26 protein-coding genes are annotated in these 24,254 nt (G+C 32.6%); 7 read left to right on the top strand and 19 right to left on the bottom strand.

Translation table 11 applies throughout. From position 1 onward, the window contains the following. Window positions 1–44: 44 nt before the first annotated feature. The 10 genes from bsdE14_RS12190 to bsdE14_RS12145 all read right to left on the bottom strand — a co-directional run bounded on the left by bsdE14_RS12190 (window position 45) and on the right by bsdE14_RS12145 (window position 10,347). Complete coding sequence (locus bsdE14_RS12190; RefSeq protein WP_264850211.1) at window positions 45–1,496, bottom strand: aminotransferase-like domain-containing protein; 1,452 nt, start codon at window positions 1,494–1,496, stop codon at window positions 45–47. A gap of 14 nt (window positions 1,497–1,510) precedes the next feature. Next, on the bottom strand, window positions 1,511–2,419 hold the full coding sequence (locus bsdE14_RS12185) for a D-alanine--D-alanine ligase (RefSeq protein ID WP_264850210.1): 909 nt from the start codon (window positions 2,417–2,419) through the stop codon (window positions 1,511–1,513). A gap of 185 nt (window positions 2,420–2,604) precedes the next feature. Further along, entirely contained in the window at window positions 2,605–4,734 is a 2,130-nt protein-coding gene (gene cooS / locus bsdE14_RS12180; protein WP_264850209.1) for an anaerobic carbon-monoxide dehydrogenase catalytic subunit, read from the bottom strand. A 227-nt stretch (window positions 4,735–4,961) separates the two neighbouring features. Then, window positions 4,962–5,420, bottom strand: a complete 459-nt coding sequence (locus bsdE14_RS12175) for a chemotaxis protein CheX (RefSeq protein WP_264850208.1) — start codon at window positions 5,418–5,420, stop codon at window positions 4,962–4,964. 57 nt (window positions 5,421–5,477) lie between these two features. Then, window positions 5,478–6,044 (bottom strand): uracil-DNA glycosylase, encoded by a 567-nt coding sequence (locus tag bsdE14_RS12170; RefSeq protein ID WP_264850207.1) that lies wholly within the window; start codon window positions 6,042–6,044, stop codon window positions 5,478–5,480. 276 nt (window positions 6,045–6,320) lie between these two features. Further along, window positions 6,321–7,988 carry a putative ABC transporter permease subunit gene (locus bsdE14_RS12165; protein ID WP_264850206.1) on the bottom strand — a complete coding sequence of 556 codons (1,668 nt, stop codon included), beginning with the start codon at window positions 7,986–7,988 and terminating at the stop codon, window positions 6,321–6,323. Next, the gene (locus bsdE14_RS12160; protein WP_264850205.1) at window positions 7,981–8,706 is read right to left on the bottom strand and encodes an ABC transporter ATP-binding protein; all 726 of its coding nucleotides are present in this window, start codon (window positions 8,704–8,706) and stop codon (window positions 7,981–7,983) included. The genes bsdE14_RS12165 and bsdE14_RS12160 overlap by 8 nt, the downstream gene beginning before the upstream one ends. 78 nt (window positions 8,707–8,784) lie before the next feature. Continuing rightward, window positions 8,785–9,018, bottom strand: a complete 234-nt coding sequence (locus bsdE14_RS12155; RefSeq protein WP_264850204.1) for a hypothetical protein — start codon at window positions 9,016–9,018, stop codon at window positions 8,785–8,787. 218 nt (window positions 9,019–9,236) lie between these two features. Then, window positions 9,237–9,755 carry a spore maturation protein gene (locus bsdE14_RS12150; protein WP_264850203.1) on the bottom strand — a complete coding sequence of 173 codons (519 nt, stop codon included), beginning with the start codon at window positions 9,753–9,755 and terminating at the stop codon, window positions 9,237–9,239. 16 nt (window positions 9,756–9,771) lie between these two features. After that, the gene (locus bsdE14_RS12145) at window positions 9,772–10,347 is read right to left on the bottom strand and encodes a nucleoside recognition domain-containing protein (protein ID WP_264850202.1); all 576 of its coding nucleotides are present in this window, start codon (window positions 10,345–10,347) and stop codon (window positions 9,772–9,774) included. Between the two features lie 187 nt (window positions 10,348–10,534). Between bsdE14_RS12145 and bsdE14_RS12140 the strand changes: the two genes are divergently transcribed. Together bsdE14_RS12140 and bsdE14_RS12135 are read left to right on the top strand one after the other, a co-directional pair. Further along, window positions 10,535–10,777, top strand: a complete 243-nt coding sequence (locus bsdE14_RS12140) for a metal-binding protein (protein WP_264850201.1) — start codon at window positions 10,535–10,537, stop codon at window positions 10,775–10,777. Window positions 10,778–10,790: 13 nt separating this feature from the next. After that, window positions 10,791–10,979, top strand: coding sequence for a hypothetical protein (locus bsdE14_RS12135; RefSeq protein WP_264850200.1), 189 nt, complete (start codon window positions 10,791–10,793; stop codon window positions 10,977–10,979). Window positions 10,980–11,023: 44 nt separating this feature from the next. Here bsdE14_RS12135 and bsdE14_RS12130 read toward each other — a convergent pair whose 3' ends face one another. Next, entirely contained in the window at window positions 11,024–12,055 is a 1,032-nt protein-coding gene (locus bsdE14_RS12130) for a DUF362 domain-containing protein (RefSeq protein WP_264850199.1), read from the bottom strand. Between the two features lie 2 nt (window positions 12,056–12,057). Next, window positions 12,058–12,735, bottom strand: a complete 678-nt coding sequence (locus tag bsdE14_RS12125) for an HD domain-containing protein (protein ID WP_264850198.1) — start codon at window positions 12,733–12,735, stop codon at window positions 12,058–12,060. A gap of 175 nt (window positions 12,736–12,910) precedes the next feature. Between bsdE14_RS12125 and bsdE14_RS12120 the strand changes: the two genes are divergently transcribed. Together bsdE14_RS12120 and bsdE14_RS12115 are read left to right on the top strand one after the other, a co-directional pair. Next, window positions 12,911–13,597: a sigma factor gene (locus bsdE14_RS12120; protein WP_264850197.1), complete on the top strand. Its 687-nt coding sequence runs from the start codon at window positions 12,911–12,913 to the stop codon at window positions 13,595–13,597. Beyond that, a complete protein-coding gene (locus tag bsdE14_RS12115) occupies window positions 13,590–14,543 on the top strand; it encodes an anti-sigma factor domain-containing protein (RefSeq protein WP_264850196.1) in 954 nt (317 codons plus the stop codon). Before bsdE14_RS12120 ends, bsdE14_RS12115 begins: the two co-directional genes overlap by 8 nt. 73 nt (window positions 14,544–14,616) lie before the next feature. Here bsdE14_RS12115 and bsdE14_RS12110 read toward each other — a convergent pair whose 3' ends face one another. After that, window positions 14,617–14,844 carry a glutaredoxin family protein gene (locus bsdE14_RS12110; protein WP_264850195.1) on the bottom strand — a complete coding sequence of 76 codons (228 nt, stop codon included), beginning with the start codon at window positions 14,842–14,844 and terminating at the stop codon, window positions 14,617–14,619. A gap of 204 nt (window positions 14,845–15,048) precedes the next feature. Between bsdE14_RS12110 and rluF the strand changes: the two genes are divergently transcribed. After that, window positions 15,049–15,849 carry a 23S rRNA pseudouridine(2604) synthase RluF gene (gene rluF, locus bsdE14_RS12105; protein WP_264850194.1) on the top strand — a complete coding sequence of 267 codons (801 nt, stop codon included), beginning with the start codon at window positions 15,049–15,051 and terminating at the stop codon, window positions 15,847–15,849. A 12-nt stretch (window positions 15,850–15,861) separates the two neighbouring features. Here rluF and bsdE14_RS12100 read toward each other — a convergent pair whose 3' ends face one another. From bsdE14_RS12100 to bsdE14_RS12090, 3 genes are all read right to left on the bottom strand, one after another. Continuing rightward, the gene (locus bsdE14_RS12100) at window positions 15,862–16,674 is read right to left on the bottom strand and encodes a polysaccharide deacetylase family protein (RefSeq protein ID WP_264852263.1); all 813 of its coding nucleotides are present in this window, start codon (window positions 16,672–16,674) and stop codon (window positions 15,862–15,864) included. A gap of 436 nt (window positions 16,675–17,110) precedes the next feature. Then, window positions 17,111–17,638 (bottom strand): hypothetical protein, encoded by a 528-nt coding sequence (locus bsdE14_RS12095; RefSeq protein ID WP_264850193.1) that lies wholly within the window; start codon window positions 17,636–17,638, stop codon window positions 17,111–17,113. A gap of 759 nt (window positions 17,639–18,397) precedes the next feature. Further along, window positions 18,398–18,994: a class D sortase gene (locus tag bsdE14_RS12090; RefSeq protein WP_264850192.1), complete on the bottom strand. Its 597-nt coding sequence runs from the start codon at window positions 18,992–18,994 to the stop codon at window positions 18,398–18,400. A gap of 258 nt (window positions 18,995–19,252) precedes the next feature. Between bsdE14_RS12090 and bsdE14_RS12085 the strand changes: the two genes are divergently transcribed. Continuing rightward, complete coding sequence (locus bsdE14_RS12085; protein ID WP_264850191.1) at window positions 19,253–19,417, top strand: hypothetical protein; 165 nt, start codon at window positions 19,253–19,255, stop codon at window positions 19,415–19,417. A gap of 127 nt (window positions 19,418–19,544) precedes the next feature. Here the strand turns inward: bsdE14_RS12085 and bsdE14_RS12080 are convergent, their stop codons facing one another. Genes bsdE14_RS12080 through bsdE14_RS12070 form a run of 3 tightly spaced genes read right to left on the bottom strand, consistent with a single transcriptional unit; the run spans window position 19,545 to window position 23,558 of the window. Continuing rightward, window positions 19,545–20,735 carry an ABC transporter permease gene (locus tag bsdE14_RS12080; RefSeq protein ID WP_264850190.1) on the bottom strand — a complete coding sequence of 397 codons (1,191 nt, stop codon included), beginning with the start codon at window positions 20,733–20,735 and terminating at the stop codon, window positions 19,545–19,547. Further along, entirely contained in the window at window positions 20,725–21,459 is a 735-nt protein-coding gene (locus bsdE14_RS12075) for an ABC transporter ATP-binding protein (protein WP_264850189.1), read from the bottom strand. The genes bsdE14_RS12080 and bsdE14_RS12075 overlap by 11 nt, the downstream gene beginning before the upstream one ends. 14 nt (window positions 21,460–21,473) lie before the next feature. Further along, the gene (locus bsdE14_RS12070; protein WP_264850188.1) at window positions 21,474–23,558 is read right to left on the bottom strand and encodes an MASE3 domain-containing sensor histidine kinase; all 2,085 of its coding nucleotides are present in this window, start codon (window positions 23,556–23,558) and stop codon (window positions 21,474–21,476) included. A gap of 214 nt (window positions 23,559–23,772) precedes the next feature. Here bsdE14_RS12070 and ispF point away from each other — a divergent pair, with 214 nt between their 5' ends. After that, complete coding sequence (gene ispF, locus bsdE14_RS12065) at window positions 23,773–24,240, top strand: 2-C-methyl-D-erythritol 2,4-cyclodiphosphate synthase (RefSeq protein WP_264850187.1); 468 nt, start codon at window positions 23,773–23,775, stop codon at window positions 24,238–24,240. Window positions 24,241–24,254 lie beyond the last annotated feature (14 nt).

Here is a 24,254-nt window from a genome sequence, read left to right as displayed (position 1 = left end):
AAAAACCAGCTGTTTTCAGCTGGTTTTTTAATTATACCTTTATATCATTTATTAGCTTTAATATCTTCAATACATTTTCCTATAATCCTAAAGCCTTTTTCTATATCTTTAAGACTAAGTCTTGAAAAGCCCAGCCTAAAGGTATTCCTGCCCTTTTCATTAACAAAGAATATATCCCCCGGCATAAAGATAACACCCTTTTCCATTGCTCTCTTTAAAAGCACTCTAGAGTCTATGTCCACAAGTTCTATAAATATGTAAAGCCCGCCTTCACCATATATCCTGCTGTGAGGAAGATACCTCTTACTGCATTCTATGGAGAACTCATACTTTTCCCGATAAAACTTTCTTGTTTTTTTCATGTATAGCTCAAAATCACCGCTTTTTAAAAACTGATACAAGAGCATTTGGTCCAGTACGGAGGTATGAATATTTCTGCTTCTTTTAACACTCTCCAAAACCTCAATGAGTCCCTTGTCTGCTACTATCCATCCAACTCTTATGCCTGGAAAAAGCACTTTAGAAAAGCTTCCAAGATATATTACCCCATTATCCATTCCAGCAACTGCGGCAATTGAAGATACATGAGAAGAAGAATATAGAAGTTCTTCATTAAAGCCATCCTCTACAATAGGAGTATTGTACTTTTTGCATAATTCGTATACTTCTTTTCTCTTTGAGGCGGACATCACTGTGCCCATGGGATTGTGATAGGAAGGAATTAGATATACAAGCTTGTTATTACCACTACTTAGCGCCTTCTCCAACTCTTCAACATTTATCTCGCCATTTTCCATGCTAACCGAAGCTATGTTTAATTCATGTAGCTTAATAATCTTAATGGCAGTGTTATGAGTAGGATTTTCACAGATAATACTATCTAAAGGTTTAGTTATGGATGCCAAAATTATGTCAAAAGCCTCAGTAAACCCATTAGTAATTAGGATATCCTTGCCTTCCAGACAAATTCCTTTATCCTTAAGGTATATTTCAAGATACTCTATTAATGGTCTATAGCCTTTTGCATAACCATAATTTAAAAGCTTTTCACCCTCTAAAGCTATACCGTTAAGAAAATTACGCCTTACCTGTTCTAGATCAAACAATTTTTCGTCTGGCGCAATGCTCTTAAAGGAGATCATGCCCTTCTTAGTTACTGGCTCACTTTTTATAATATCCAGTTCAACTGCTCTCTTGGCATAATCACTGCATTGCTTTTTCCAAGCTATGTTCCAGCCTCTATTTAAATGCTTTTGCACATTAGAAACAAAGGCACCTTTGCCCTTAATTATGCTTATATATTCCCTAGCCTCCAGCTCTTCATAAGCATGGATACAGGAATTCCTGCTTAATTTAAGTATAAGTGACAGTTCTCTAGTAGAAGGCAGCTTACTGCCGCTAGTAAGCGTGCCTTCCTCAATCATTGTTATAATCTGATCTACTATTTGCTTGTATATGGGTTCCTTGCTTTCTAAATCAATATCTAATAAAAACATTTTTACCTCTTTTACTAACGTTTTATTTTTAATGAAGAAGTAATAATAGTATCTAAAAGTTCTTCAAATTCCATACCTACAGCCTTTGCACTCTTAGGTAAAAGGCTGTTTTCTGTCATTCCTGGCAGAGTATTTATTTCTAATACATAAGGTACATTTTTACTTACTATTATATCAATCCTAGCGTAAACTTCACATTTAAATAAGTCCCAGCACTGCACGCACATTGCTTCTACTTTAGATTTTAATTCATTATCTAATTCTATTACAGATTCATCTGCTTCATTCCATTGATATTTTGATTTATAATCAAAGAAATTTGATTTAGGCTTAATGCATAGAATTGGAAGCAGCTTTTTATTAAGTATACCACAAGTTATTTCTATCCCACTAATATACTCTTCAATAATGATTTCATCATCATAATCAAATGCTCTTAAAACTCCATCCATTACTTCGTCTTCATTATTAACTAGCACTGTACCAAGACTAGACCCTCCATTAACAGGCTTAACTATTATTGGATAGCCCATTTTATTTAATAGATTATAATCTACCTGCTGATGTTTTTTTAGATGTATCCATTTGGGAGTAATTACTCCTGCTGACTCCATTAACTTCTTAGAGATGTCCTTATCCATGCACAGCACACTAGAAGCTACTCCACAGCCTGAATAAGGTATCCCTAAACTTTCAAGTATAGCTTGTGCACCACCATCTTCACCAAACTTTCCATGAAGAGCAAGCAGTGCAAAATCAATATTATTTTCTTGAACCTTTTCGATTAAATCTTTTCTTGAGTTAATTTCTATTTTAATAATCTCATATTTATCACTATCTAAATTTTTTATCATTTCGTTTCCTGTAAGCAGTGAAATTTCTCTTTCTGATGAAGTACCGCCCATAATAACTCCGATTTTCATTTTATTTTCTTCCCCCTACAAATATTTCTTAATTATATTGTATTCCACTGCCGTAATAATAAAAGAACCACAACCTGCTCACTTTTAGTAGGTTGTGGTGTACCACAGGGATGTTTCGGAGCCACGGGGACGTGACCTTTGGCACAGATGTGCTATGCGAAACGTCCCCGTGGCACGGCACCATGCTATGTTGTTAAACCAAGCTCTTTTCTCTTCTTTTCAATATGATCAACATATATTTGTATTGTTTTTTCTGCATCCATTTCTACTACTACTTTTCCTAGTCCTAGAGTTTCAGTAGTATGAGTTAATGTTTCTACAACTACACTGCTGCCTGTAATTGATGGAACTGGTGCAACATGCACAAGCCATCCAAGAGCCACAGCAGTACATGCATCTGCTACTGCCTTCTGCTCTAGATACTCTGGTGCTCCTATTACTATTGGAAGCATATTAGTGTCAACATCAAGAGCATCTGCAATTTCCTTTGCTGTATGTGTCATCTTTCCAATATCCACACATGCTCCATAAGTAAGTACAGGTGGTATTCCAAGCTGCTTACATACTGCTTTAAGGCCTTCTCCACATTCATCTGCAGCCTTTGGATTTGTTAATCCTGTATATTCCATAACACTTGAAGTACAGCCTCCTGAAAGTACTAATATATTGTTCTTTATCAAGCCTTGAGTTATTTTAAATATATTACTTCCACCTTGACCATATCTTGCGGTAGTACATCCAACTATAGTTGCTATACCTCTTATGTTTCCATTAACAATCTGGTCTATAAGAGGTTTAAAGCTTCCACCAAGAGCTTCTCTTACAGATTCGGTACTAAATCCAACCATACAATCAGATACATGCTTAGGTATATAAACCTTTCTGTTTTCTGCTTTTCTTGCTTTAAATCCATCAATTGCCTCATTCAATGCCTTTGCAGCCTGTTCCTTCATTTTTTCAGGCACAAAATCTAAAGTCTCAGTGCCTTGAAGCTTAATTACTGGATGAGTTCCTAACATTTTAGTACCAAATCTCTTTGCATATACTGGCAAGGTAGGTATAGTACAGTTGTAATCAAACATAAACAGGTCTATTACACCAGTTGCAAATAGATATTCTTCTGATAGCCATTCTCCTTCTTGCCCTGCATAGGCCTTTTGATTATGAGTTCCATCATAATTAATAAGCTGCTGACCTTCACATACGTGGCCAAGCATTTGAATGCCCTCTGCACCAGCCTCTTTAGCCTTTTGCTGCCATTCATCAGTTGAAGCCATTTCCAGAGCAACATGAGCTAGCAGCGGCATGTGACCATTGGTAATGATATTTACCATGTTTTCTTTTAAAAGCCCCATATTCTGCTTTTTCATTTCTATCTTTTGAGTTCCCATTAGTATTTCTTGTATTATGTCTAAGAGGAATAAACCTTGATATTCATTGGCAATACCTAATCTTACCGATCTTAATAAAAATTCTACTGGATCAGAATTAAAATTAGTCATACATTGAGTTTGAGCAAAGGCTATCTCACTATATCCTCCACCAGGGAATAAACCTAGCTTATTCCACAATTCCTTTCTTCTTGTAGGTGCAAAAGCTTCCACTGCCTTTGAAGGTATGTGAAATGGAGAGTGAATATCTGCCATAACCCAGTTTGCAAACTCTACTGCTAATTCATTGATTGGCTTATTGGCATCAAGTCCAGCCATATCAGCATATTTTTTTAGCTTTTCAGCATCTCTAATCTTTAGTCCACTTTCAGGATGCTCTCCCGCTGCTTTAAGTGTTCTAGCTGCTTGGTGGCAATGAAAAATATTTGCTGAAGTTCCTATGGTAACGTGTCTATACATAAAATTTCTAGCTACCATAGTATGGGCATCAACTCCGCAGGTTCCTCTAGGTACTTTGTCACTTATACGGCAGGGTCCATTAGCACATAACTGGCAGGATAGCCCCTCCATACAGAATTTACATTGAATAGGCTGCTGCTGAGAAAACCTGTCAAAAACATTTGTCATACCTGCACTATGTACTACCTGGTACATTTCTCTCATGGCTGGGTCAATAATAACATTCATAGGAAATCCTTCTTTTGTTTGGTCACCCTTTGAAATATGTTCTCTCTGCCACTTATGAACTTCCTCCATATCAGGAGACTTTTCAATGTTCTCATAGTTAACTGTTACCTTGTCGTGTAAATCAGTATGCATACTTGGATCATTGGAATCATGAATTTTTCCAGCAATAGTTTGAGTGGAACCGCTCATTCTTTGGGCGCTCCTATCATAAGAATCTTTAATATCTTTATCAGACATGCCTAGAATCCTCCTTCTAAATATGTATTTAACATACTTAGTTTCTCATTCTAGCACTTTAAATATTCCTGATAGTTTCATATTTAGCATCTAAAAACAACAAAAACAAAGGAATCCATTTTGGATTCCTAAAATATACTTAGAACTACTAATTATAACGAAGTTAAATAATATATTATAATTCCTTATAAAGCATAATTAAAAGCTATAGCATTTGGATTAAAAAATTATCCTAGTGACACATCTATCTCTATTGTATGATTCTCTACCTTCATGGGCACACACAGCGTCTTTGACTTATAGGCAAAAACTTCAATATTATCCCCAGTATAGAGAGTTGGCGGTGTAATATCTATTTTTTGTCCCATGTCGTGAAAATAAGTTGAAGAATTACCAGCTATCATATTGCCTAACTCTGCAATAGCACTCTTAGCCATATCATTAAACTCGGTTACTTCCATACCAAACATCATTTTTGATGCTAACCATTTTGCTGTATCTTCATTCATACTTAATACAACGCTTCCAACAAGGTCCCCAGTAACCCCTATAGTTATTACAACATGACCAGACTTTTTAGTGCCTTCTTTTACAAAAATATTTCCCACTTCAGATTTTACAAATATAAGCTGCCCTACTACATTGTCAAAGGCCTTTAAAAAAGGATTGATATATTCTGCTTTCATTTGTTTTACTCCTTATTAATATATTATCATTATATAACATCACCAAAACTATAAAGTTTATTTTTCCCCTCTTATCTCATCATACTTTTCCTTTATACTCTTTAAATCCTGCCAAAATAATTGCTTCTTACTCTCATCCCTAAAAAGAGCTGCAGGATGAAATGTTGCTATTAAATAATACCCTTTTCTTTCAATCCATCTGCCTCTGTCCTTAGTTATCTTCAAATTTTCACCCATAACATACTTTAGAGCAGTAGCTCCCAAACATACAATGATTTTAGGTCTCACAAGTGCAACTTGATTTCTAAGATAGGGAAGACAGCTTAGCGCTTCTTCCTCTAAAGGAGTTCTGTTATTTTCAGGCCTGCACTTGCATATATTGCATATGTAATAATCTTTATCCCTGTATAAGTCTAATGCTGTTAGTGCTTTCGTTAATAACTGCCCTGCTTTTCCAACAAAAGGCTTTCCCTGCTCATCCTCGTCGGCTCCTGGTGCCTCTCCTATGAACATAATATCAGCTTTAAGATTTCCTTCACCAAACACCATATTTTTTCTCATTTGTGCCAAACCGCACTTGTTACAGCTATAGCATTGGTTATAGAGTTCCTTCCAGCCCTCCATAATAATTTCCTCCTCTCCTTTTGCTACAGAGCACCTCGAAACTATTGTCATACTCCAATTACCTATTTATTGATTTATTACGAACATCAGTTAAGACAATTTGGTATTGATTATTATAATTCTTGTCGAATAATGTTATTTTTATTATAGCACAATAGAAAAATTATTTTAAACAATTCGAAAAATTAAATATTTAACAATTCACATTTCATTAAGTTACAAAAAAACAGATAAGGTGAGCAAAACCTAATTACAGGTTTGCTCACCTTATAAATATTAAGCTACTATTTTTTCGTACACCTCAGCTCCTACAGTAGTTGCAACAAGGTATAAAATCAAGGTAGCTACTCCATAAACTGCAAATAATACTCCAAATGCAGCCCATAGCTTAAAGCCCAGTGCTATAACAGCAAATACTGTAAGCCCCCCAATAATCATACCTCCGAACATCATAATTACAACATTCACATTTTGCTTTACAGCCTTTTGCTCATTCTCCCATTGGAGTTTTGGAAAATTAATATCAATTAATATTCCTACAAAAGCTGTAAAAAATGTAACTACAATACCTAAAATCATCACCATAAGTATTAAGTACACTGGTGGCTGCACTATAGCAATTGCAACAATTATCATCACTAATATTCCTATAGAATTAAGAATAACAGCTGAAAGTACTTTAGCTAATATTTGCTTACTATAGTTTATAGGCAAATACTTATTTATGAACATATTTTCACCTTCTCTAGATATAGCTGTAGCTGCAGTTGGATTTGCTAGCGATATGAACATCATAAACCCAAAAGCTATACCTATAATCATACCCATGTTAGAGCTATCCTTCATAAACAGTTTTAATTTTGATAGATCCTTCAGAATATCAGGTTGTGCTAACACAGGTATGAATAAAAATATTGGCCATAGTAAGTTCATTATTACACAATTCATGAAATACGCCGGTGTCCTGAATAGGGATCTTAACTCTTTTACAGTATATGACCATACAGCAGATTTTTGAGTAGTTCCCTCTTCAAATTCCTTTGCACTTAGCTTCTTTCGTTTTGACATAGTTTCAGAGATTCCAATAACGCTCTTTAGATATAATGCCTCTCCTAGAATTAGAAGTATTGCAAGCAGAGCAAAGGATATAAGGAGGAATAATAACAAATTGACTAATCCCCTTAAATCTCCACTATATAGCAAGCTGTTTAAAGCAGGTTTTGTACTTGGGAAAAACTTTGTAGTCCCATTTACTAAGGAATTATTTCCCTGCATAAGCATATTTGCCATTTTCTCAGGGTCATTTGCCTGAGAAGAAACCTTTTGTATAATAACATTGAATCCTACAGCAAATAATAATCCAAAAATTCCTGCTATAGTTCTAAACCTATCTTTATTTTTTCCTATATTGGTAAATCTCATGATTATCATATTAATAAATGCAGCTATTACTAGTGGAATAATAGGTATTGTTAGAAAAATAATTATTCCATATATATAGTAAACTATACCTGCTGAACTCTTTACTCCATAGGTTATTAGAATAGGAAGAACTAAAATAAGTTCAGTTAGGTATTCATAGATCATAACTACTGTAAACTTCGCTCCCATTATTGTTGATGGTTTTAATGGAAGTGGAAGAAGCTTTTCAATATCCATTGAGAAGTAAAAAGTAGACATAACATAAAAAATACCAAATACTAAGATAAGTACACAAGCTGCTGATATACCAAAGCTTAAAATTACTCCTTGCTGATTAACCTTTGCTAGTAAATCATATGCACCTGCTGATCCAGCCACAAACATTCCAACTAGTGGCAGAAAGGAAACTATAAGCAATACTATCATTGCAATAGTTTTTGGGAGTTTCTTTTTTCCATCCTGCACCATTGAGCTGCCATTATTTTTAAATAAAACCCTTACTAAGGTTATAAATTTACTCATTTTCTGTAATCTCCAAGAATATCTGTTCTAAGGACTCATGGGACTTGAAATGCTCCCTCATTTCTTCGAAAGTCCCACAGAATGAAATTTTACCTTTATTTATAATTGCAACCATATCGCAAATCTTTTCAGCCACCTCTAAAACGTGTGTTGAGAAGAATACGGTTTTTCCGCTGCTGGCATGCTCTCTCATCATTTCCTTAAGTGTAAAGGATGCCTTTGGGTCTAGTCCAGTCATAGGCTCATCTAAAATCCAAACTGATGGATCATGAATTAATGCTCCCATCAAAACTATCTTTTGTCTCATACCATGAGAATAGCTTTGAATCTTATCTCCAAGAGCAGTGGACATCTCAAATCTCTTTGCAAGATTTTCAATTTTCTCTTTTCTAACGCTCTTTGGAACATCATATATATCAGCCATAAAATTCAAGTATTCAAGTCCCTTTAATCTCAAAAACATATCTGGATTATCTGGTACATATCCAAATTGCTTTTTTGCCTCTAGTGGGTTCTTTTTTATGCTGGTTCCATTTATAGTAATATCACCACTATCAGAATCCAATACTCCTGTAATCATCTTTATTGTGGTACTTTTTCCAGCACCATTTGGTCCTAGAAAGCCGAATACCATTCCATCAGGTATTTCTAGATTTAACTGATCTACAGCTTTTACAGTTCCATTATAGCTTTTATTGACGCCTGTTATTTCTATCATTTTTATCCCCCATTAATTATAATTTTTATATTTTATTTATATTTAATTTATCAAAATATACTAATAATGTAAATAACTTTATAAAACTTTATCTTTTCCCTTTTTATTTTTTGTAGAATCATAAAAGCATCCTGCTACTACTCCAATAATAGCTCCTATAGTCATTCCTAACATAACATTACTAATTATTGCCCCTAGTACAATTCCTATACCAGCACCAAAACACAATCCCATTCCTAGGCCCTTATTTCCTTCCTCCGGCTTTATAGCTTTAGAGTCAATTGTTACTTCCTCATGATTATGGGGTCTCATATACTTTTTTCCTCCATCCCTTTATTTCTATAATTCCTAATCTGGCATATCTTGTAAGCACATACTTATTATATAATTCGATACCCCCATTATCAAGTTTATATTTTCCCTATAAAGAGTTATTTGTTATTACTTTTAACGTATTTCTTCATTACTTATAATACTATCTGTAACTATCTTCTTTTTTCTTGTTTTCTCTCTAGTTTTTAATTTATAAGTTAAAACATCAATCTAACCAAGGTGACTGCTGCAATTAAAGCTGTTATATCTGCCATTACAGCTGCCCATAAGGTATGCCTTATTTTTTTAATATTTACTGCACCAAAATATACTGTTAGTGTATAGAAAATGGTTTCTGTAGTTCCCATTAGCACTGAGGAAATTCTTCCTATCTGACTATCTGCACCATACCTTGTAAGTATATCTGTAAACACTCCTAATGCTCCACTGCCCGAAAGAGGTTTAATAAGCGCAAGAGGCACAACCTCAGCTGGAAGCCCTATAAGCGAAGCTACAGGCTTTACTATAGCAGTAAAATAATCCATTGCCCTTGCTTCTCTAAATACAGTAACAGCCATTATCATGGCAAGAAGATAGGGGAAAATTCTAAGGCATATGGTTAACCCATCCTTTGCCCCTTCAACAAAGCATTCATATACCTTTACACCCTTAATATATCCATACATAACGATTAACAAAATTATAATTGAAATTATTGAAGCTATAACATATTTCATACCTGTTCCCCCACCTCTAAAAATACTTTTCAAGAATTTTGCAGTAAACTACACCCATTACTGCTGCTATAGTACTCGCTAGTATCGCAGGAATTATTATTTCTCCTGGATTACTAGAACCGTTAGCAGCTCTTATAGATATTATTGTTGTTGGAAGTAATTGAATACAAGCTGCATTTAGAACTAGAAACAAAGACATGTCATTACTAGCTGTATCCTTATTAGGATTTAATCTTTGGAGTTCTTCCATTGCTTTTAAGCCAAAAGGAGTAGCAGCATTGGACAGCCCCATCATGTTAGCTGTAAGATTCATCACAATAGCACCTAAAGCCTTTTCATCCTTAGCTGCTCCTTTAAATATCTTTTTTAAAATAGGCTTTAGAAGCTTTGCTAATTTATCAGTAAGACCGCTTTTTTCAGCGATTTTCATAACTCCGCACCAAAGACTCATAAGTCCAGCCAGACTTATAGCTAGCTGAACTGTAGATCCAGTGGAGCTTATTACAGCTTTGGATACAATTTCTCCTCTGCCAGTAGCTAGTCCAAATCCTATACCAATTACAAGAATAAAAAACCAAATTACATTAATCATCTCATACTCTCCTTAAACCTTATTTTCAAACTCAGTAAAATAATTTTGTCTAAAATTCTATAGATCTCAAACAGCTTGTCTTATCCATTTTATATATATGATAAATTCTCCTTTTGTATTGCAATTAAATTTTTATAGTGATACCATATTTATAAAATGTATATTTCTAATAAAATGGAGGAAAAATATGACCTTAAGGGATATAATGAAGTACATCGAAAGCGAGTATGAAGTTATCAATCTTACTCCTTGCGAAGTATGTGGCGGGGACTACCAGGCTGAAGATTTAGAAATAGTTCTTATTGATGATGTTCCCTATGATATCTGTCAATGTTCTTGTTGCAATTGTGGGCATGAAAAAGTCTTTGAATTCTGCGCACCTTTTATAGAAGATAAAAATTTAAAAAAGATAAAAAGAAACTTAAATTAAAGGAGTACTTAGGATGAAAGAAAGCAATTTAAAAGCAGCTCAGCAAGACATTGAAGAAGCAATAACTGCTATCGAAGAAATGGAAAAAGAAATAGAAAACAAGGATTTATCTAAAGAAGAGATAAAAGAAAAGTTTGTTTTTCTATCTGATAAGTTGCAAAAGCTTGAATCCATATTAAAGGATGAAGGAATACTTGAATAGTATAAATTAAAGCAGAGAAATTAATTTCTCTGCTTTAATTTATACTATATTTCTATTAATTCATAAGACTTGCTGCCAAGACCAATTTTTTCAGCATACTCAAGAGTATAACGTCCTCTCTTAAATACTGTCCTGCCTTCATTTTTATCAAGGACATCAAGGCAAGCCTTATCAATTGCCACAGGATCAGTTGAAGCAAATATTCCTAAATCCTTCGCTATTATTTTCATTGGATGACCCTCACAGTCACAGTTTTTTGTAATATTAAAAGCAAAACTTATATAAATGTGTCTTTTATCTTTTGCTGCAGCATAAGCATATTCTGCTAATCTCTCATTAAAGGACCTACTTAAAGATGCTAACCAGCTGTTAGTTATAGCATTGTGTGGACAAGATGCCATACAAGAAGCACAACCAACGCATTTGTTTTTATCTATCTTTGCTTTTTTATCCACAATAATAGCATTTTCCGGACACTTCATAGCACAAGCCTTACAAGCCTTGCATTTCAAACTATTTATTTTAGGTATTGAATTTGCATGCTGAGCCAGCTTTCCACCCTTTGAGGCAAAGCCCATTCCCAGCTGCTTTATAGCTCCACCATAGCCCGCTAATGCATGCCCTTTAAAGTGACTTAGTACAATAAGCTGTTCTTCAGCAGCAATAGTTCTAGCAATCTTACACTTATCAAAGTTTTTCTTGTTTATTTCTACAAGCTCGTAGTCTTCACCTGCCTCGCCATCGGCTATAATTACCGGAATTCTTGTAAAACCATGCTCCTCAGCTACCTTAAGGTGATTGGTTACTGTGTTTCTTTGTCCTTTATAGAGCACATTGGTTTCTATAAAAGCTGTATCAATGCCCTTTTGTTTTAAATATTCAATAATTCCCTCAAAGTTTCTTGGATGAATAAAGGTTGTATTTCCCTTTTCACCTAGATGTACCTTTAAAGGCACATATTTATTAAGCTTATAGTTTTCCTTTTCCTCTATTAGTCTTAACATATCTACTGCTGAGGCATTTATTTCTTCTGTTTTTAAATATGAGTCAATTGCTTTAAAATATACTTTTGCCATATCTATCTACCACTCCATTCCCCATAAAACTGTTCTAAAAAGTTTTCCATGAATTCATGTCTTTCTGCTGCAATTTTTTTAGCAGTATTAGTGTTCATTAAATCCTTTAGTAAAAGAAGTTTTTCATAAAAGTGATTAATAGTTGTGCCAGTACTGCTTTTATATTGTTCAAAGGTTTCATGGTACTCTGGCTTTCTATTGGGATTATACATTTCTCTGCCTTTACTTCCACCATAGGCAAAAGCTCTTGCTATACCGATAGCCCCTATTGCATCCAGTCTATCGGCATCTTGTACAACCATACCTTCAATGGTGTCCATTTCAGATTTCACGCCTTTTCCTTTATAGGACATTTTTCCTATTATATTTGATACCTGCTGCACTATGCTTTCATCCACTCCATTTTTGTTAAGCCATTCCCTTGCTAGCCTAGGTCCAACTGTTTCATCTCCATTATAAAACTTCCAATCGCCTATATCATGCAGTAAAGCAGCCAGCTCCACTATGTACATGTCTACCTTTTCATTTTCAGAAATTAAAATGGAATTCTTCCATACTCTATAAACATGCCACCAATCATGGCCAGAACCTTCTCCCTCAAGCTTAGCTTTTACATATTCTATTGTGTTATTTATTACAATACCTTTTACATCTTCGTATTCCCTGCCATCAATCTGCATTTCTTATCCTCCTAGCATGTAACTTATATTTAGATTATAAGACTTATCTAGCATAAATTATACAATAACTTTATATGCTTTCCTCAATAAAAATACAACAAATCCTAAAATTACTATTTACAACCCCTCTAAAATTGGCGATAATCAACGTATAAAGAGATATGGGGTGGTAATGTTGAAACTAGAACTACTTTCTCCAGTAAACAGGAATAGATTTATAGAAGATAGTAAGCTTTTTATATATAATACAGCCTATAAGATATGCAAAAGAAAATTAGATTGGAAGAATGATGACGAACTAAGTGTCGCGCTTGTAGCCTTTAATAAGGCTTGTGATAGCTATAATGAAGAGAAGGGTGAGTTTTATAGTTTCGCTAAAGTTATAATAAGAAATTCTTTAGTGGACCATTTTAGAAAAGCAAAAAATAACCCCTATTTAGCTTTCGAAAGTGATGAAGATGAGGAACTGCAGTATATAGACATAAAAAACTCCTTAACTCAATATCAGATTGAATCTGAAAATAAGAATAGAATCGAAGAAATATCATTATTATCAATCGAACTTGCAATATATAAATTGGATTTTGATGTCCTAGCTAATTCATCACCATCGCACAAGGATACAAGAGATTCACTATTAAATCTAGCCATGAGCTGTATTAGAGAAGAAACTATCCTGAGGCAGATAAAGGAAAAAAAACTGCTGCCTGTTAAAGAGATATGCTTGCTTACTGGTACTAATAGAAAATTTGTAGAAAAGTGGAGAAGATATATTCTCACACTAATAATTATTTTATCAAGTGAAGATTATCCATATATTAAATCTTATCTAAATATAAAAGTAGGTGAAAAAAATGCTTAAGACAGGTTTAGTATTAAGTATTAATAAGAAAAAAGCGAATATGGTTACACCTAGTGGAGAATTTGTAAAAGTAAGGATAAAAGATACTATACCTAAGGTTGGAGAAACCTTTTCTGGGGAACTTGCAAAGGACTTTACTATTCCTAAGCTCCCAATTGTGGCTGCCTCATTAGCTTTTATGTTACTATTTAGCGGTACAGCCTTCGCATATTATACTCCCACCTCATCTGTTATAGTAGAAATAAATCCTTCAATAATGTTAAAGCTTAATATGTTCAATAGAATTATAGATAGTTCACCATTAAATGATGATGGAGAAACAGTACTAAAAGAAATTAAATTAAAAAACAAATCTGTTAATGAAGGTCTTGAAACCATTGTAGATGAAGCAAAAAAAGAGAATTTTATAAATGAGAATTATGTTAAATCAGACAAGGCCGTTACGCTATATATAGATAGCAAAAATGATAAAGATCTTAATTTAGATAGCTTTGAAAAGTTTATGGGTGAAAGTGGAGTTAAGCTTATGATCAATTCCAATGGAAAAGAATTAAAGTCCACTGTTAAAAATGCTTCTACAGAAAACTCAAAAAACAATAACTCCTCATCAAAGCAAAATAGTGAAAATAAGCAAAATAGCGATGACAAACAAAACAAAAATAATTCATCCGTTGGTAATTCCATAAATAATAATGCTAATAATAAAAAAGATTCTACAGACAATCAAAATTCATCAAGTAAAAACTCCTCCTCAGTTTCTAATGGTAAATCCAATGGAAATAATGGTGGTGAAAAATCAGAGGATAAAAAAAACGCTGATACTGAAAAAAAAATAGATAGTACTTCAATCTCAAATGGAAATAATAATAGTAATGCTTCAAATAAAAGTAGTGACCATTCAAATAATGGAAAAAACAAAAATAATAAGGTTAAGGATAAAAATTAGTCTGAACTTTTGTTCAGACTATCTTTTTCCATAAAAAAAGGTTGCTAGAATTTCTCTAGCAACCTGATGCATATTATAATCCTAAAGAAGTATTTATTTTGTCTCTATCAAAGCCTAATATTACTTCGTCTTCAATTTTAATTACTGGTACACTCATATAGCCCATCGCCATAAGTTCTTTTCTATATTGTGGTTCCTTTACATTTCTCTCTTCAAAGTTTACTCCCTTTTCATTTAGGTATTCCTTTGCAGCTGAACAATATGTGCATGTATTTGATGTATATACTATAACATTTTTCATTATATTACCTCCTTATACCCGTATGTGGTATCCTTTGATTATATTTTATGCTTTTTAGCTTAGAAATGTCAACTTAAATATATCTTGGATTAATCCCGATAATTTTATACAATAATATTATTATAGCGTTTATTTATGAATATCTACAAATTACGTATACTTTCAATACTTACTGGAAATTAATTAGGGAATGGAGAATATAGTATGGAGAACAAACGAAAACCGAAAGAAAAAAAACCAGCTCAAAATATTATTAAACATTTAGAGAAAGGTGAAGAAACTAGGATAAATAAATTTATAAGTGAAAAGGGTATTTGTTCAAGAAGAGAAGCCGATAAACTTATAGAGCAAGGCAGAGTAACTATAAATGGCGTTAAAGCTGAGCAAGGTACTAAAATAAAGCCTGGAGATGAAATAAGACTTGATGGTAAGCTCCTTAGCAAAAAAGAAGAGCTTGTATATATAGCATTAAATAAGCCCGTAGGCATAACCTGTACCACTGACAAGAGGATTAAAGGCAACATTGTAGATTTTATAAATTATCCTAAAAGAATTTTTCCAATTGGAAGACTTGATAAAAACTCAGAGGGCCTTATTTTTCTAACAAACGATGGCGATATAGTTAATAAGATTCTAAGAGCTGGCAACAACCATGATAAAGAATACATAGTAACCGTGGATAAGCCAATTACTTCAGAGTTTATAAATGGAATGTCAAATGGAGTTCCTATTCTTGATACAGTTACAAAGCCCTGCTATGTAAAAAAAGAGGGCAAATATGTTTTTAGAATTATTCTAACTCAAGGACTTAATAGGCAAATTAGGCGCATGAGTGAATATTTTGGTTACAATGTTTTAAAACTTCAAAGGATTAGAATAATGAATGTAAAGTTAGAGGATTTGGCTATAGGCAAATGGAGATACCTTACAGTAGAAGAACTAAAGACAATAGATAATTTAATATCTGATTCAATAAAAACAAAAGAAGCTTCTAGAAATCTCTAGAAGCTTCTAACTTTATTTTCTATCATAATTAGGGTTTGTCAGCGAACGCTTAAACTTCTCCATACTATCAAAAGCACTTACATAAACTCTATTTAAGGTATATATACCATCATTTTTATCTGCCCAGCCTCCAACAGTAGTAAATCCCATAATATATCCAGCCTCTTTTGATGCCTTTATTGTATCCTTATTAAACATGCCGTATGGATAACAAATATAATCGATTTTTTTATTTAAGACTTTTCCTAAAAACTCCTTAGAATCCTTTAGCGTCTTTAGCTGGTCATTATAACTTAACTCGCTAAGCTTATCATGATTGACGGTATGACTCTCTATTTCAACGCCATTTTCCTCCATCTCTTTCAATTCTGTTGATTTAAGCACCTTGAATTGAGTGTTATCCACATTACTGGAAATCATAAAAACAGCAGCCTTGAAGCCAAAATCCTTTAGTATTGGGAATGCATTAGTATAATTGTCTTCATATCCATCATCAAAAGTAATTACCACTGACTTTTCTGGTATAGGTTTATTATTTTGAATAAACTCATAAAGTTCACCCAAAGTTAAAGTTGTATAATTGTTAGCTTTTAAATATTGCATTTGCTCCCTAAACTTTTCTTTGGGAAGCCTTAATTCATTTCCCTTTTCATAATCTATAGAATGATAATAAAGTATTGGCACACCTTTGTCATTATACTTTAATGGTCCATCTTTAAACTCTCTCACTAGGGTTTTGGCAGGCTGTTCCTGTTCTATGGTTTCATTATTCACAGCTGATTCCGGCCTTTGTTCTACTTTACTCTGTGAGCTAGCATTTTTCATTCCCTTATATGCTGAAACTGACTTGCTTTGCTTTTCTGAGGTTCTCACTTGAATCATATAACCTGTTGTAACAGATGCAGCCACTAGTATTAATATTCCTAATATGATTGCTATACTCTTTTTAGTTTTCCTCATATTCATTTCTTCCCTTCTGCCTTTCAATAATCACTCAACTACAATTATAATATAAAATTTATTAAAGTATATAAAAAAAATGAAACTTTTCCACAAACAAAAAATTTTATTCACAGCTAGTATGTGAATAAAATTCAACTTTTAATCAGCAAAATATCAATGTTTATTAGTAAATCCTATAAGTTATGCACATTATCAACAATATGCATGTGGACAACTTGTTATTTTTAGCTAATAATGATTATTAAAAAGAGTCTTGCAACTTGCAAGACTCTGAGCTAGCACAAAACCCTTTATTTAATTATTTTACTTCACCTTTAAAAAACTTTTTGAAGTTATCATCTACAGCCTTGTCAACTTTCTTTGCATCTTTGAAAGTTGGCTCATCCTTATCATTAACTGTCATATTTACTTCATATAAATCTGTTGGTACCTTATTTGCATCATAAACTACAACAAAATCTTTTTCAGCTTTATCACCATTTACATTTCTATGATATGTATAAACTTTGGCATTCTTCATATCAACCTTTTGATCTGCCATAGCCTTTTCAGTAATTGCTTTTGCTTTATCCTGATATGCCTTAAATTTAGCTTTGTCTAATATCTTAAGAGTATTTCCTGTTGTTTCCAGATAGTAATAATCCTTATTTCCTAAGTTGTCCAATATATCAGTAAATGCAGCTACATCCTTTGGCTTGAATTCATCAGCCTTTGATTCTTGCTTTTGAGTATTATTAGCTGAAGCTTCTTTTTGATCCTTTTGAGAACAAGCAGCTAATGATAGTGCTAATGTTAGTGCTAAAATAGCAGTTAAAATCTTTTTCATAAAAAAACAACCCCCAATGCAATATTATTTTGTGCTGAATTTATTATATCATATTATTTAAAAATTGCAAATATTTATAACATTTTTTATTCTTATTTTTTCTAATTTGAAACTTTTAAATCATTTTGTATTAATCAGTCATTACTTCCTGTGGATAACTATCTATTAGTAGTTATAAGTTTCCATAATAATGTAATAAAAGCCTAAATATCCGCTATTGTTTATGAATTCTCTATTTCATAGCATGAATACTAAATTTCACTATTAAGCTTGTTCTTGATGTTATAATGCTATTATAAAGTTCTATGTATATTTATCATGAATTTATTTAATATTTTATACACCAACTCTGCCATATAATACCCATTATTTATTGCTTTATACAAAAAAACTTTTGCATAGTTGTGGACAACTATAAAAGTTATAAACATTGTCCACATTTTCCTTGTGCATAACTTGTGATATTTTTGTTAATTTCTATAATAATTCAATATATTACAATAACCTTTAAAATGTAACATCTAAAAATCGATGTATTTTTTATTGAAAAAGAAAAAAAGTCTTGATTTTTGTACACATTATCCACAAAGTTGTGGACAACATGTGGATATACTTTAATTTCCTCAGCGAACTTAATTCATAGATGCATATAAAGTAAGAAGTAAAGACGGAATTTTGCCCTTGGGCAAAATTCCGTCTTTTTTCACTATTACCTATTACCTATTACCTATTACCTATTACCTATTACCTATTACCTATTTATGTAACTAACCTTGCTTTTACTATAAGCCTATGAGTAGCAACCCTAACTGGAGTACAAGTTACTAGCGTTAGTGTTGAATCCTTTGTAGGGTCTAGCACAGAAACCTCGGAAGGCTCTACTACCTTAGTATCATATACTTTATACTTAAATTCACCTTTTTTAGTTTGAACTATTATTTCATCGCCATTTTTAACTTCATCTAATCTATTAAAATATTCACTGTAAGTATAGCTTCTATGTCCTGCTACGCAAAAATTACCCTTTTCTCCAGGCATAGCAGTTCCTTCAAAATGGCCTACTGTAAATTTTAAAGTTTCATTATCAACACCTTCTCCAATTGCCACCTTTAAGTCTATCTTCGGAATCCTCATAATGCCAATTGCGCCTTTAACATCCTCGGGCGGTTTTTGAGAAGGACTATTTTCATTTTTATTATTTGAATCTGCTCCTTTATCAACATTTTCCAAGGTTTTTTCAAATGCATCAATCATTGATTTTTGCTTTCTTTCGGCGCTATATCGCATAAAGAATGCAGTGCCTATTATTGTAATTCCTACAACAATCATAGCAATACCAATTATTTTCTTTTTCATATATATCCCCCCTAGTTTTACCCTGATATTTATTATACCATAAATATACTAATTTTTGTAATTGTACTATATGATTAACTTTGTAACAATATGTTAAAAATTGAAGATAGCTGTATTAAAATAATATACAGTTATTTCCTTCTTAATTCGGAATATTCTTAACATTTTTACAAAATTGTGATATTATTATGTTAAGAAGATAAATTACTAAATATTACTATATACTGTCTTTGGGTATTTTAATCGGGAGGCGATATTATGAAAGATAATGTTATATGGGTAGATTTTTCAGCTAAAAAAAGAAGAAAAGGGCCATCTCAAGGGCTTTTCTCATCTATAATTTCTTTCTTCAAAAGTCCTATTTATAATTCATCAAAACAAGCTTCAAAAAAAGTACTTACTAAAGCACATAAAACTATATGATAGGAGTACGTAGAATAAATGCATAAATATTATTTAATAAATTAAGCTCTCAAATAGTATTATATATACTTATTGAGAGCTTAATTTATATTTAGTATTGATATGTTAATTGTATTTATTTTTATTATTATGTTCTAAAAATTACTGATTCTCTGCTAAACATAAATCTTGCAAATAGTATGGAAATCAATATATATAAAGCAATCCAGCCAAAGGTTATAAAGATATGATTATAGTTATAAACCCCCACCAGCAGTTCCTTTATTAAACAAGTTACGTTAGTCACAGGTATATGAAAATATAGTCCTCCAATATTTTTAGGATCAACCATATATGCAGCATAGGCTGGAATCATTACAATTATAGTTAAAGGAGTCATATAGGTTTGTGCCTCTTTAAAAGATCTAGCATATATGCTTATAGCTAAGGATAAAGCTGCAAAAGCCATTGTAGTTAGTACTGATACAATACCCATTAATAGTAGTGAAGAAACACCTAAATTTAACCCTGCAGTGCTTACCCCCTTAAACATACCATCCTTTTGCTGCATGGATAAAAATAATCCCATAAGCGAAGCAGCTACAGTTAAAAAGCCCATAACAGTAATAGCAAGAAGCTTACCCCAAAGTATGGACATTCTCCCAGCCTGTGTGGTTAATAAAGGTTCCAAGGTACCTCTTTCCTTTTCACCTGCTCCAAGATCCGTTGCTGAAGCTATGGGTCCTAATGCACTATAGAGCACAAGAAGTAATGGAAGCATAAGTGAAAGCATAAAGGTACTAATAGAGCTTTCCTCTTTTACAGAAGTAACTTCTTTTATCTCTATTGGCTTTAGAAGCATAGGATCAATATTCCTCTGCTCTAATCTCTTAGCCACCACACCATTAGAATAGGCATCTACATATGATTTTACTATGCTTAATGCCATTGAAGACTGCTGACTAACATTGTCATAGGTCAACTTTATAGTTGATAGCGCTTCTTTTCCTATATTCTCCTGAAATCCATTAGGTATTTCTATAGCTACTTGTATCTTTCCATCCTTTATGTCCTTATCAAAATTATCAGATTTAATAAGCTTAATATTCTTCTGACTTTTTATAAACTCGCCTAAAGAGCTATTGTCAGCATCTGTTATAGCTACCTTTACACTCTCCTCTACTTGTTTTGTACTCTTATCCATTACTTTTCCCATTACTCCAAACATTATTGGAAATATAATAAGAGGTATTAAAATTCCTACAATTAACGTCTTCTTATCTCTAAACATATCTTTAAGTTCTTTTTTTAATACTAATAATACTATATTACTTGACAACACTTTCACCCCCTACCAGCTTCATAAAAATTTCTTCCATGTCATTATTGTTATATTTACCCTTAAGCTGTTCTATTGTACCTTCTTCTATTATCTTTCCTTTATTAATTATAACAATCCTGTCACAGAGCTTTTCTACCTCTTGCATGGTATGGCTTGAAAAAACTATAGCCTTATTTTGACTCTTGCAGTTTAAAATAAAATCCTGCACAATTTTAGCAGCAGTTACATCCAGTCCAATAGTAGGCTCATCAAATAGCATAATTGACGGCTCATGCACAATAGACCTAGCAATAGCTACCTTCTGCTTCATGCCTCTAGAAAACTTTCCAACTCTTCTATCTATGTATTCTTCCATATTAAGCATTTTAACTAAATAGCTAATGCTGTTATTTGTTTGTTCCAAGGACATGCCATTAAGCTGAGCAAAATACTTTATATTTTCTCTAGCTGTAAGCCTATCGTATAGCCCAACTTCTCCTCCAAATAGTATTCCTACTTCTCCTCTTACCTTTGCTTGATCTTTAATTATATCGTGACCGTTTAGTACTGCTGTACCATCAGTAGGCTTCAACATTGTAGCAAGCATCCTAAGAGTTGTAGTTTTTCCCGCACCATTTTCTCCAAGCAGGCCTACAATTTCACCATTATTAACCTTAAAGCTTATATTGTCCACAGCTTTTATGTTTTTAAAGTTCTTACTTAAATTCATTATTTCAATCAAGTTTTTCCCTCCTATTATGAATAAATATCCGAGAACTCAATATTTATTCTTTCAACATTTCCTTGAGGCAAATCATAATCTGCTGCCACTTCATCCTCTGCTAAATTATATGCAGGCAAGCTTATAACAAATTCCGTACCTTTGCCATATTCACTTGAGACATTAATCTGGCCACCATGTATTTCTACTAATGATTTTACAAGACTTAATCCAATACCACTGCCTTCATTATTTCTTGCCAGCGATTTATCTACTTGTCTAAATCTCTCAAAAATAATAGCTAGTTTATCCTCAGTTATTCCTATTCCAGTGTCCTTAACAAATATATCAATATAACCTCCCCTATCTTCTATATTCACAAAAATCTGTCCACCCTCACTAGTGAATTTAATAGCATTGGATAATAAATTTAGCATAACTCTTTCAATTACATCTGCATCACAAGCTACAATCTTTTCTTCCACATCTGTATCAAAAATAATATTTAACCCCTTACTTTCAATGTACTGAGCTACAGACAGTGTAATATCCTCTATAATACTTATAATATTATGGTTTTGCTTATTTATTTTTAGATACCCTGAATCTATTTTAGTCATATCTATTAGATTGTTTATTAACCTGAGCATTCTATAAGAATTCTGCTTCATATTTGTTATATATCCCTTAACTTTATCTATATTGTCCACCATTGCATCATTTTCAGCATATAATTCCACGAGCTGTACTGCTCCAAAAATAACATTTAAAGGTGTCCTAAGTTCATGAGATATATTAGCGAAGAACTCTGTTTTTATCCTATCGTATTCAATTGCTTCTTTCAGCATTTTATCCTTTTCTTCAGCCCTCCTACGCTCAGAAACATCACCAATAACAACTAAAGCAGCTGGAAGACCTTTATGCACATATGGAACAGCTTTTGTTTCTACATATAAAACCTCACCATTAATATCAATCATTCTTCTCTCTAAAAGCTCAGTATCCATACCATTATAAGTCTTTGTAATTCTGGTTTTTGATACTTTTCTTTCTTCAGAATGTACAAAATCAAGTATTTCTCTGCCTATCATATCCTTATAATCATTAGCCTTAAACATAGTTAATGCCGCATTATTTAAGAATAATATCTTTCCATTTCGATGAGTAATTATAGCATAAGGTAGAAAGTCAATGAGCTGAAGATAATTTTTTTTACTTTCCTTTAGATCCTGCTGCATTATTTTAAATTCTTCATTCTCTTTGTTTAGTTTTTCATTAATCTCTACTAGCTCATTTGTCTTATATTCAAGCTTTTCCTTAGCCTCTTTAAGCTTGGAAAACATGGACTTATACGGATTAGTTAGGTTGCTTTGTATTACTGCCTTATAAATTAACATAATTGATACTACTTTCATTAAATGTCCTATAGTATACATAAATCCTGGTTTTTTAATACTAGATATTAAAAAAGCCTGAGATATAACCATGCTTATAATACTCAAAATTAAAAATAGCATAGTTTCTCTATTAAATTCTCTTTTATTAAATTTTAAAAAGATCCCTGAGGAAGCTAAAAGTACAATGTTAATTGCCTCCACCACCTTCTTAAATATGGTAGGTCCATAGCTTCCATAACATGTTGGAACTGCATTAAAATAAAAGACACCAAAAAATATTAATATTGCCATTAATAAATAGGCCAAAAAAGTAGTCATAGGATTCAAAGGTTTTTTAACATACCTAAATGAATATATCACTGCAGCAGCCTGTAAAAATGAGCTTACTGTATCTTTTTGTTCTAATAGGTTGCTAACTCTAAAATTTCCACCCATGGAAACTCCATAATAACTTATATGAAACAAATTGAAAGAACTAATGAAAAGAAAACTAATTCCTAAGAACAAAAAATAACCGCTTTTGGAAAACTTATAGGTATTTTTTGACACTGCATAAATACTAACTCCACAAGTAATATTTATAAGCTCTGATGCATTACAAAATAAATTAAAGTTTTTAAGACTCATAAAATATAACAATAATATTAAAAGTAATAGTCCCCCTATACTGAATACTTCAATAACTTGTTCATCATCAATAAAAGCTTTGAATTTAATATTCATAAGGCAATCTGCCTCCTTTATAAACATTTAATACAGATATACCTACCAGTATCGGTAATAATGCTCATATCTACATAATACTTCTATAATCAAATGTAAAATCCTTCTAAGGCCTTTAATTTTCCATTCCTTGTATTTATTTAATTTTTATTTTATGTTAAAATTATCTAAATATTTTACCCAGCGTGACCAGGGATAAGGAGGAAAAAATTATATGAGAATAGGCATGGGATATGATGTACATAAACTAGTTGAAGGAAGAAAACTTATTATTGGCGGTGTGGAAATTTCTTATGAAAAAGGACTACTTGGACACTCTGACGCAGATGTTCTATTGCACGCAATTATGGATAGCATTTTAGGTGCAGCAGCTCTTGGAGATATAGGCAAACACTTCCCAGATACTGATGAAAGATTTAAAGGAATTTCTAGCATTTTGCTTCTAAAAGAGGTAGGAAAGCTTATAAAGGAAAAAGGCTATGAAATAGAGAACATTGACTCTACTATAATAGCTCAAAAGCCAAAAATGGCTCCTCACATTAGTAACATGATTAAAAACATAGCAGAGGCTTTAAATGTTGAAGAAGATAGGATTAATGTAAAAGCCACTACTGAAGAAGGTCTTGGTTTTACAGGCAGGGGCGAAGGAATATCTTCACAAAGTATATGCCTTTTAAAATAGTAAATATTAATAAA

Source organism: Clostridium omnivorum (assembly GCF_026012015.1).
In the GTDB taxonomy this organism is placed as follows: Bacteria; Bacillota; Clostridia; order Clostridiales; family Clostridiaceae; genus Clostridium_AX; species Clostridium_AX omnivorum.
The sequence above is the reverse complement of the archived record's forward strand: the minus strand, read 5'-3'. Positions and strand labels throughout refer to the sequence as shown.

Excerpts from the sequence above, each read along its gene's own strand:
- bsdE14_RS12190 (WP_264850211.1), bottom strand. The coding sequence starts at position 1,496 with ATGTTTTTATTAGATATTGATTTAGAAAGCAAGGAACCCATATACAAG.
- bsdE14_RS12185 (WP_264850210.1), bottom strand. The coding sequence starts at position 2,419 with ATGAAAATCGGAGTTATTATGGGCGGTACTTCATCAGAAAGAGAAATT.
- cooS (WP_264850209.1), bottom strand. The coding sequence starts at position 4,734 with ATGTCTGATAAAGATATTAAAGATTCTTATGATAGGAGCGCCCAAAGA.
- bsdE14_RS12175 (WP_264850208.1), bottom strand. The coding sequence starts at position 5,420 with ATGAAAGCAGAATATATCAATCCTTTTTTAAAGGCCTTTGACAATGTA.
- bsdE14_RS12170 (WP_264850207.1), bottom strand. The coding sequence starts at position 6,044 with ATGGAGGGCTGGAAGGAACTCTATAACCAATGCTATAGCTGTAACAAG.
- bsdE14_RS12165 (WP_264850206.1), bottom strand. The coding sequence starts at position 7,988 with ATGAGTAAATTTATAACCTTAGTAAGGGTTTTATTTAAAAATAATGGC.
- bsdE14_RS12160 (WP_264850205.1), bottom strand. The coding sequence starts at position 8,706 with ATGATAGAAATAACAGGCGTCAATAAAAGCTATAATGGAACTGTAAAA.
- bsdE14_RS12155 (WP_264850204.1), bottom strand. The coding sequence starts at position 9,018 with ATGAGACCCCATAATCATGAGGAAGTAACAATTGACTCTAAAGCTATA.
- bsdE14_RS12150 (WP_264850203.1), bottom strand. The coding sequence starts at position 9,755 with ATGAAATATGTTATAGCTTCAATAATTTCAATTATAATTTTGTTAATC.
- bsdE14_RS12145 (WP_264850202.1), bottom strand. The coding sequence starts at position 10,347 with ATGATTAATGTAATTTGGTTTTTTATTCTTGTAATTGGTATAGGATTT.
- bsdE14_RS12140 (WP_264850201.1), top strand. The coding sequence starts at position 10,535 with ATGACCTTAAGGGATATAATGAAGTACATCGAAAGCGAGTATGAAGTT.
- bsdE14_RS12135 (WP_264850200.1), top strand. The coding sequence starts at position 10,791 with ATGAAAGAAAGCAATTTAAAAGCAGCTCAGCAAGACATTGAAGAAGCA.
- bsdE14_RS12130 (WP_264850199.1), bottom strand. The coding sequence starts at position 12,055 with ATGGCAAAAGTATATTTTAAAGCAATTGACTCATATTTAAAAACAGAA.
- bsdE14_RS12125 (WP_264850198.1), bottom strand. The coding sequence starts at position 12,735 with ATGCAGATTGATGGCAGGGAATACGAAGATGTAAAAGGTATTGTAATA.
- bsdE14_RS12115 (WP_264850196.1), top strand. The coding sequence starts at position 13,590 with ATGCTTAAGACAGGTTTAGTATTAAGTATTAATAAGAAAAAAGCGAAT.
- bsdE14_RS12110 (WP_264850195.1), bottom strand. The coding sequence starts at position 14,844 with ATGAAAAATGTTATAGTATATACATCAAATACATGCACATATTGTTCA.
- rluF (WP_264850194.1), top strand. The coding sequence starts at position 15,049 with ATGGAGAACAAACGAAAACCGAAAGAAAAAAAACCAGCTCAAAATATT.
- bsdE14_RS12100 (WP_264852263.1), bottom strand. The coding sequence starts at position 16,674 with ATGAAAAATGCTAGCTCACAGAGTAAAGTAGAACAAAGGCCGGAATCA.
- bsdE14_RS12095 (WP_264850193.1), bottom strand. The coding sequence starts at position 17,638 with ATGAAAAAGATTTTAACTGCTATTTTAGCACTAACATTAGCACTATCA.
- bsdE14_RS12090 (WP_264850192.1), bottom strand. The coding sequence starts at position 18,994 with ATGAAAAAGAAAATAATTGGTATTGCTATGATTGTTGTAGGAATTACA.
- bsdE14_RS12085 (WP_264850191.1), top strand. The coding sequence starts at position 19,253 with ATGAAAGATAATGTTATATGGGTAGATTTTTCAGCTAAAAAAAGAAGA.
- bsdE14_RS12070 (WP_264850188.1), bottom strand. The coding sequence starts at position 23,558 with ATGAATATTAAATTCAAAGCTTTTATTGATGATGAACAAGTTATTGAA.
- ispF (WP_264850187.1), top strand. The coding sequence starts at position 23,773 with ATGAGAATAGGCATGGGATATGATGTACATAAACTAGTTGAAGGAAGA.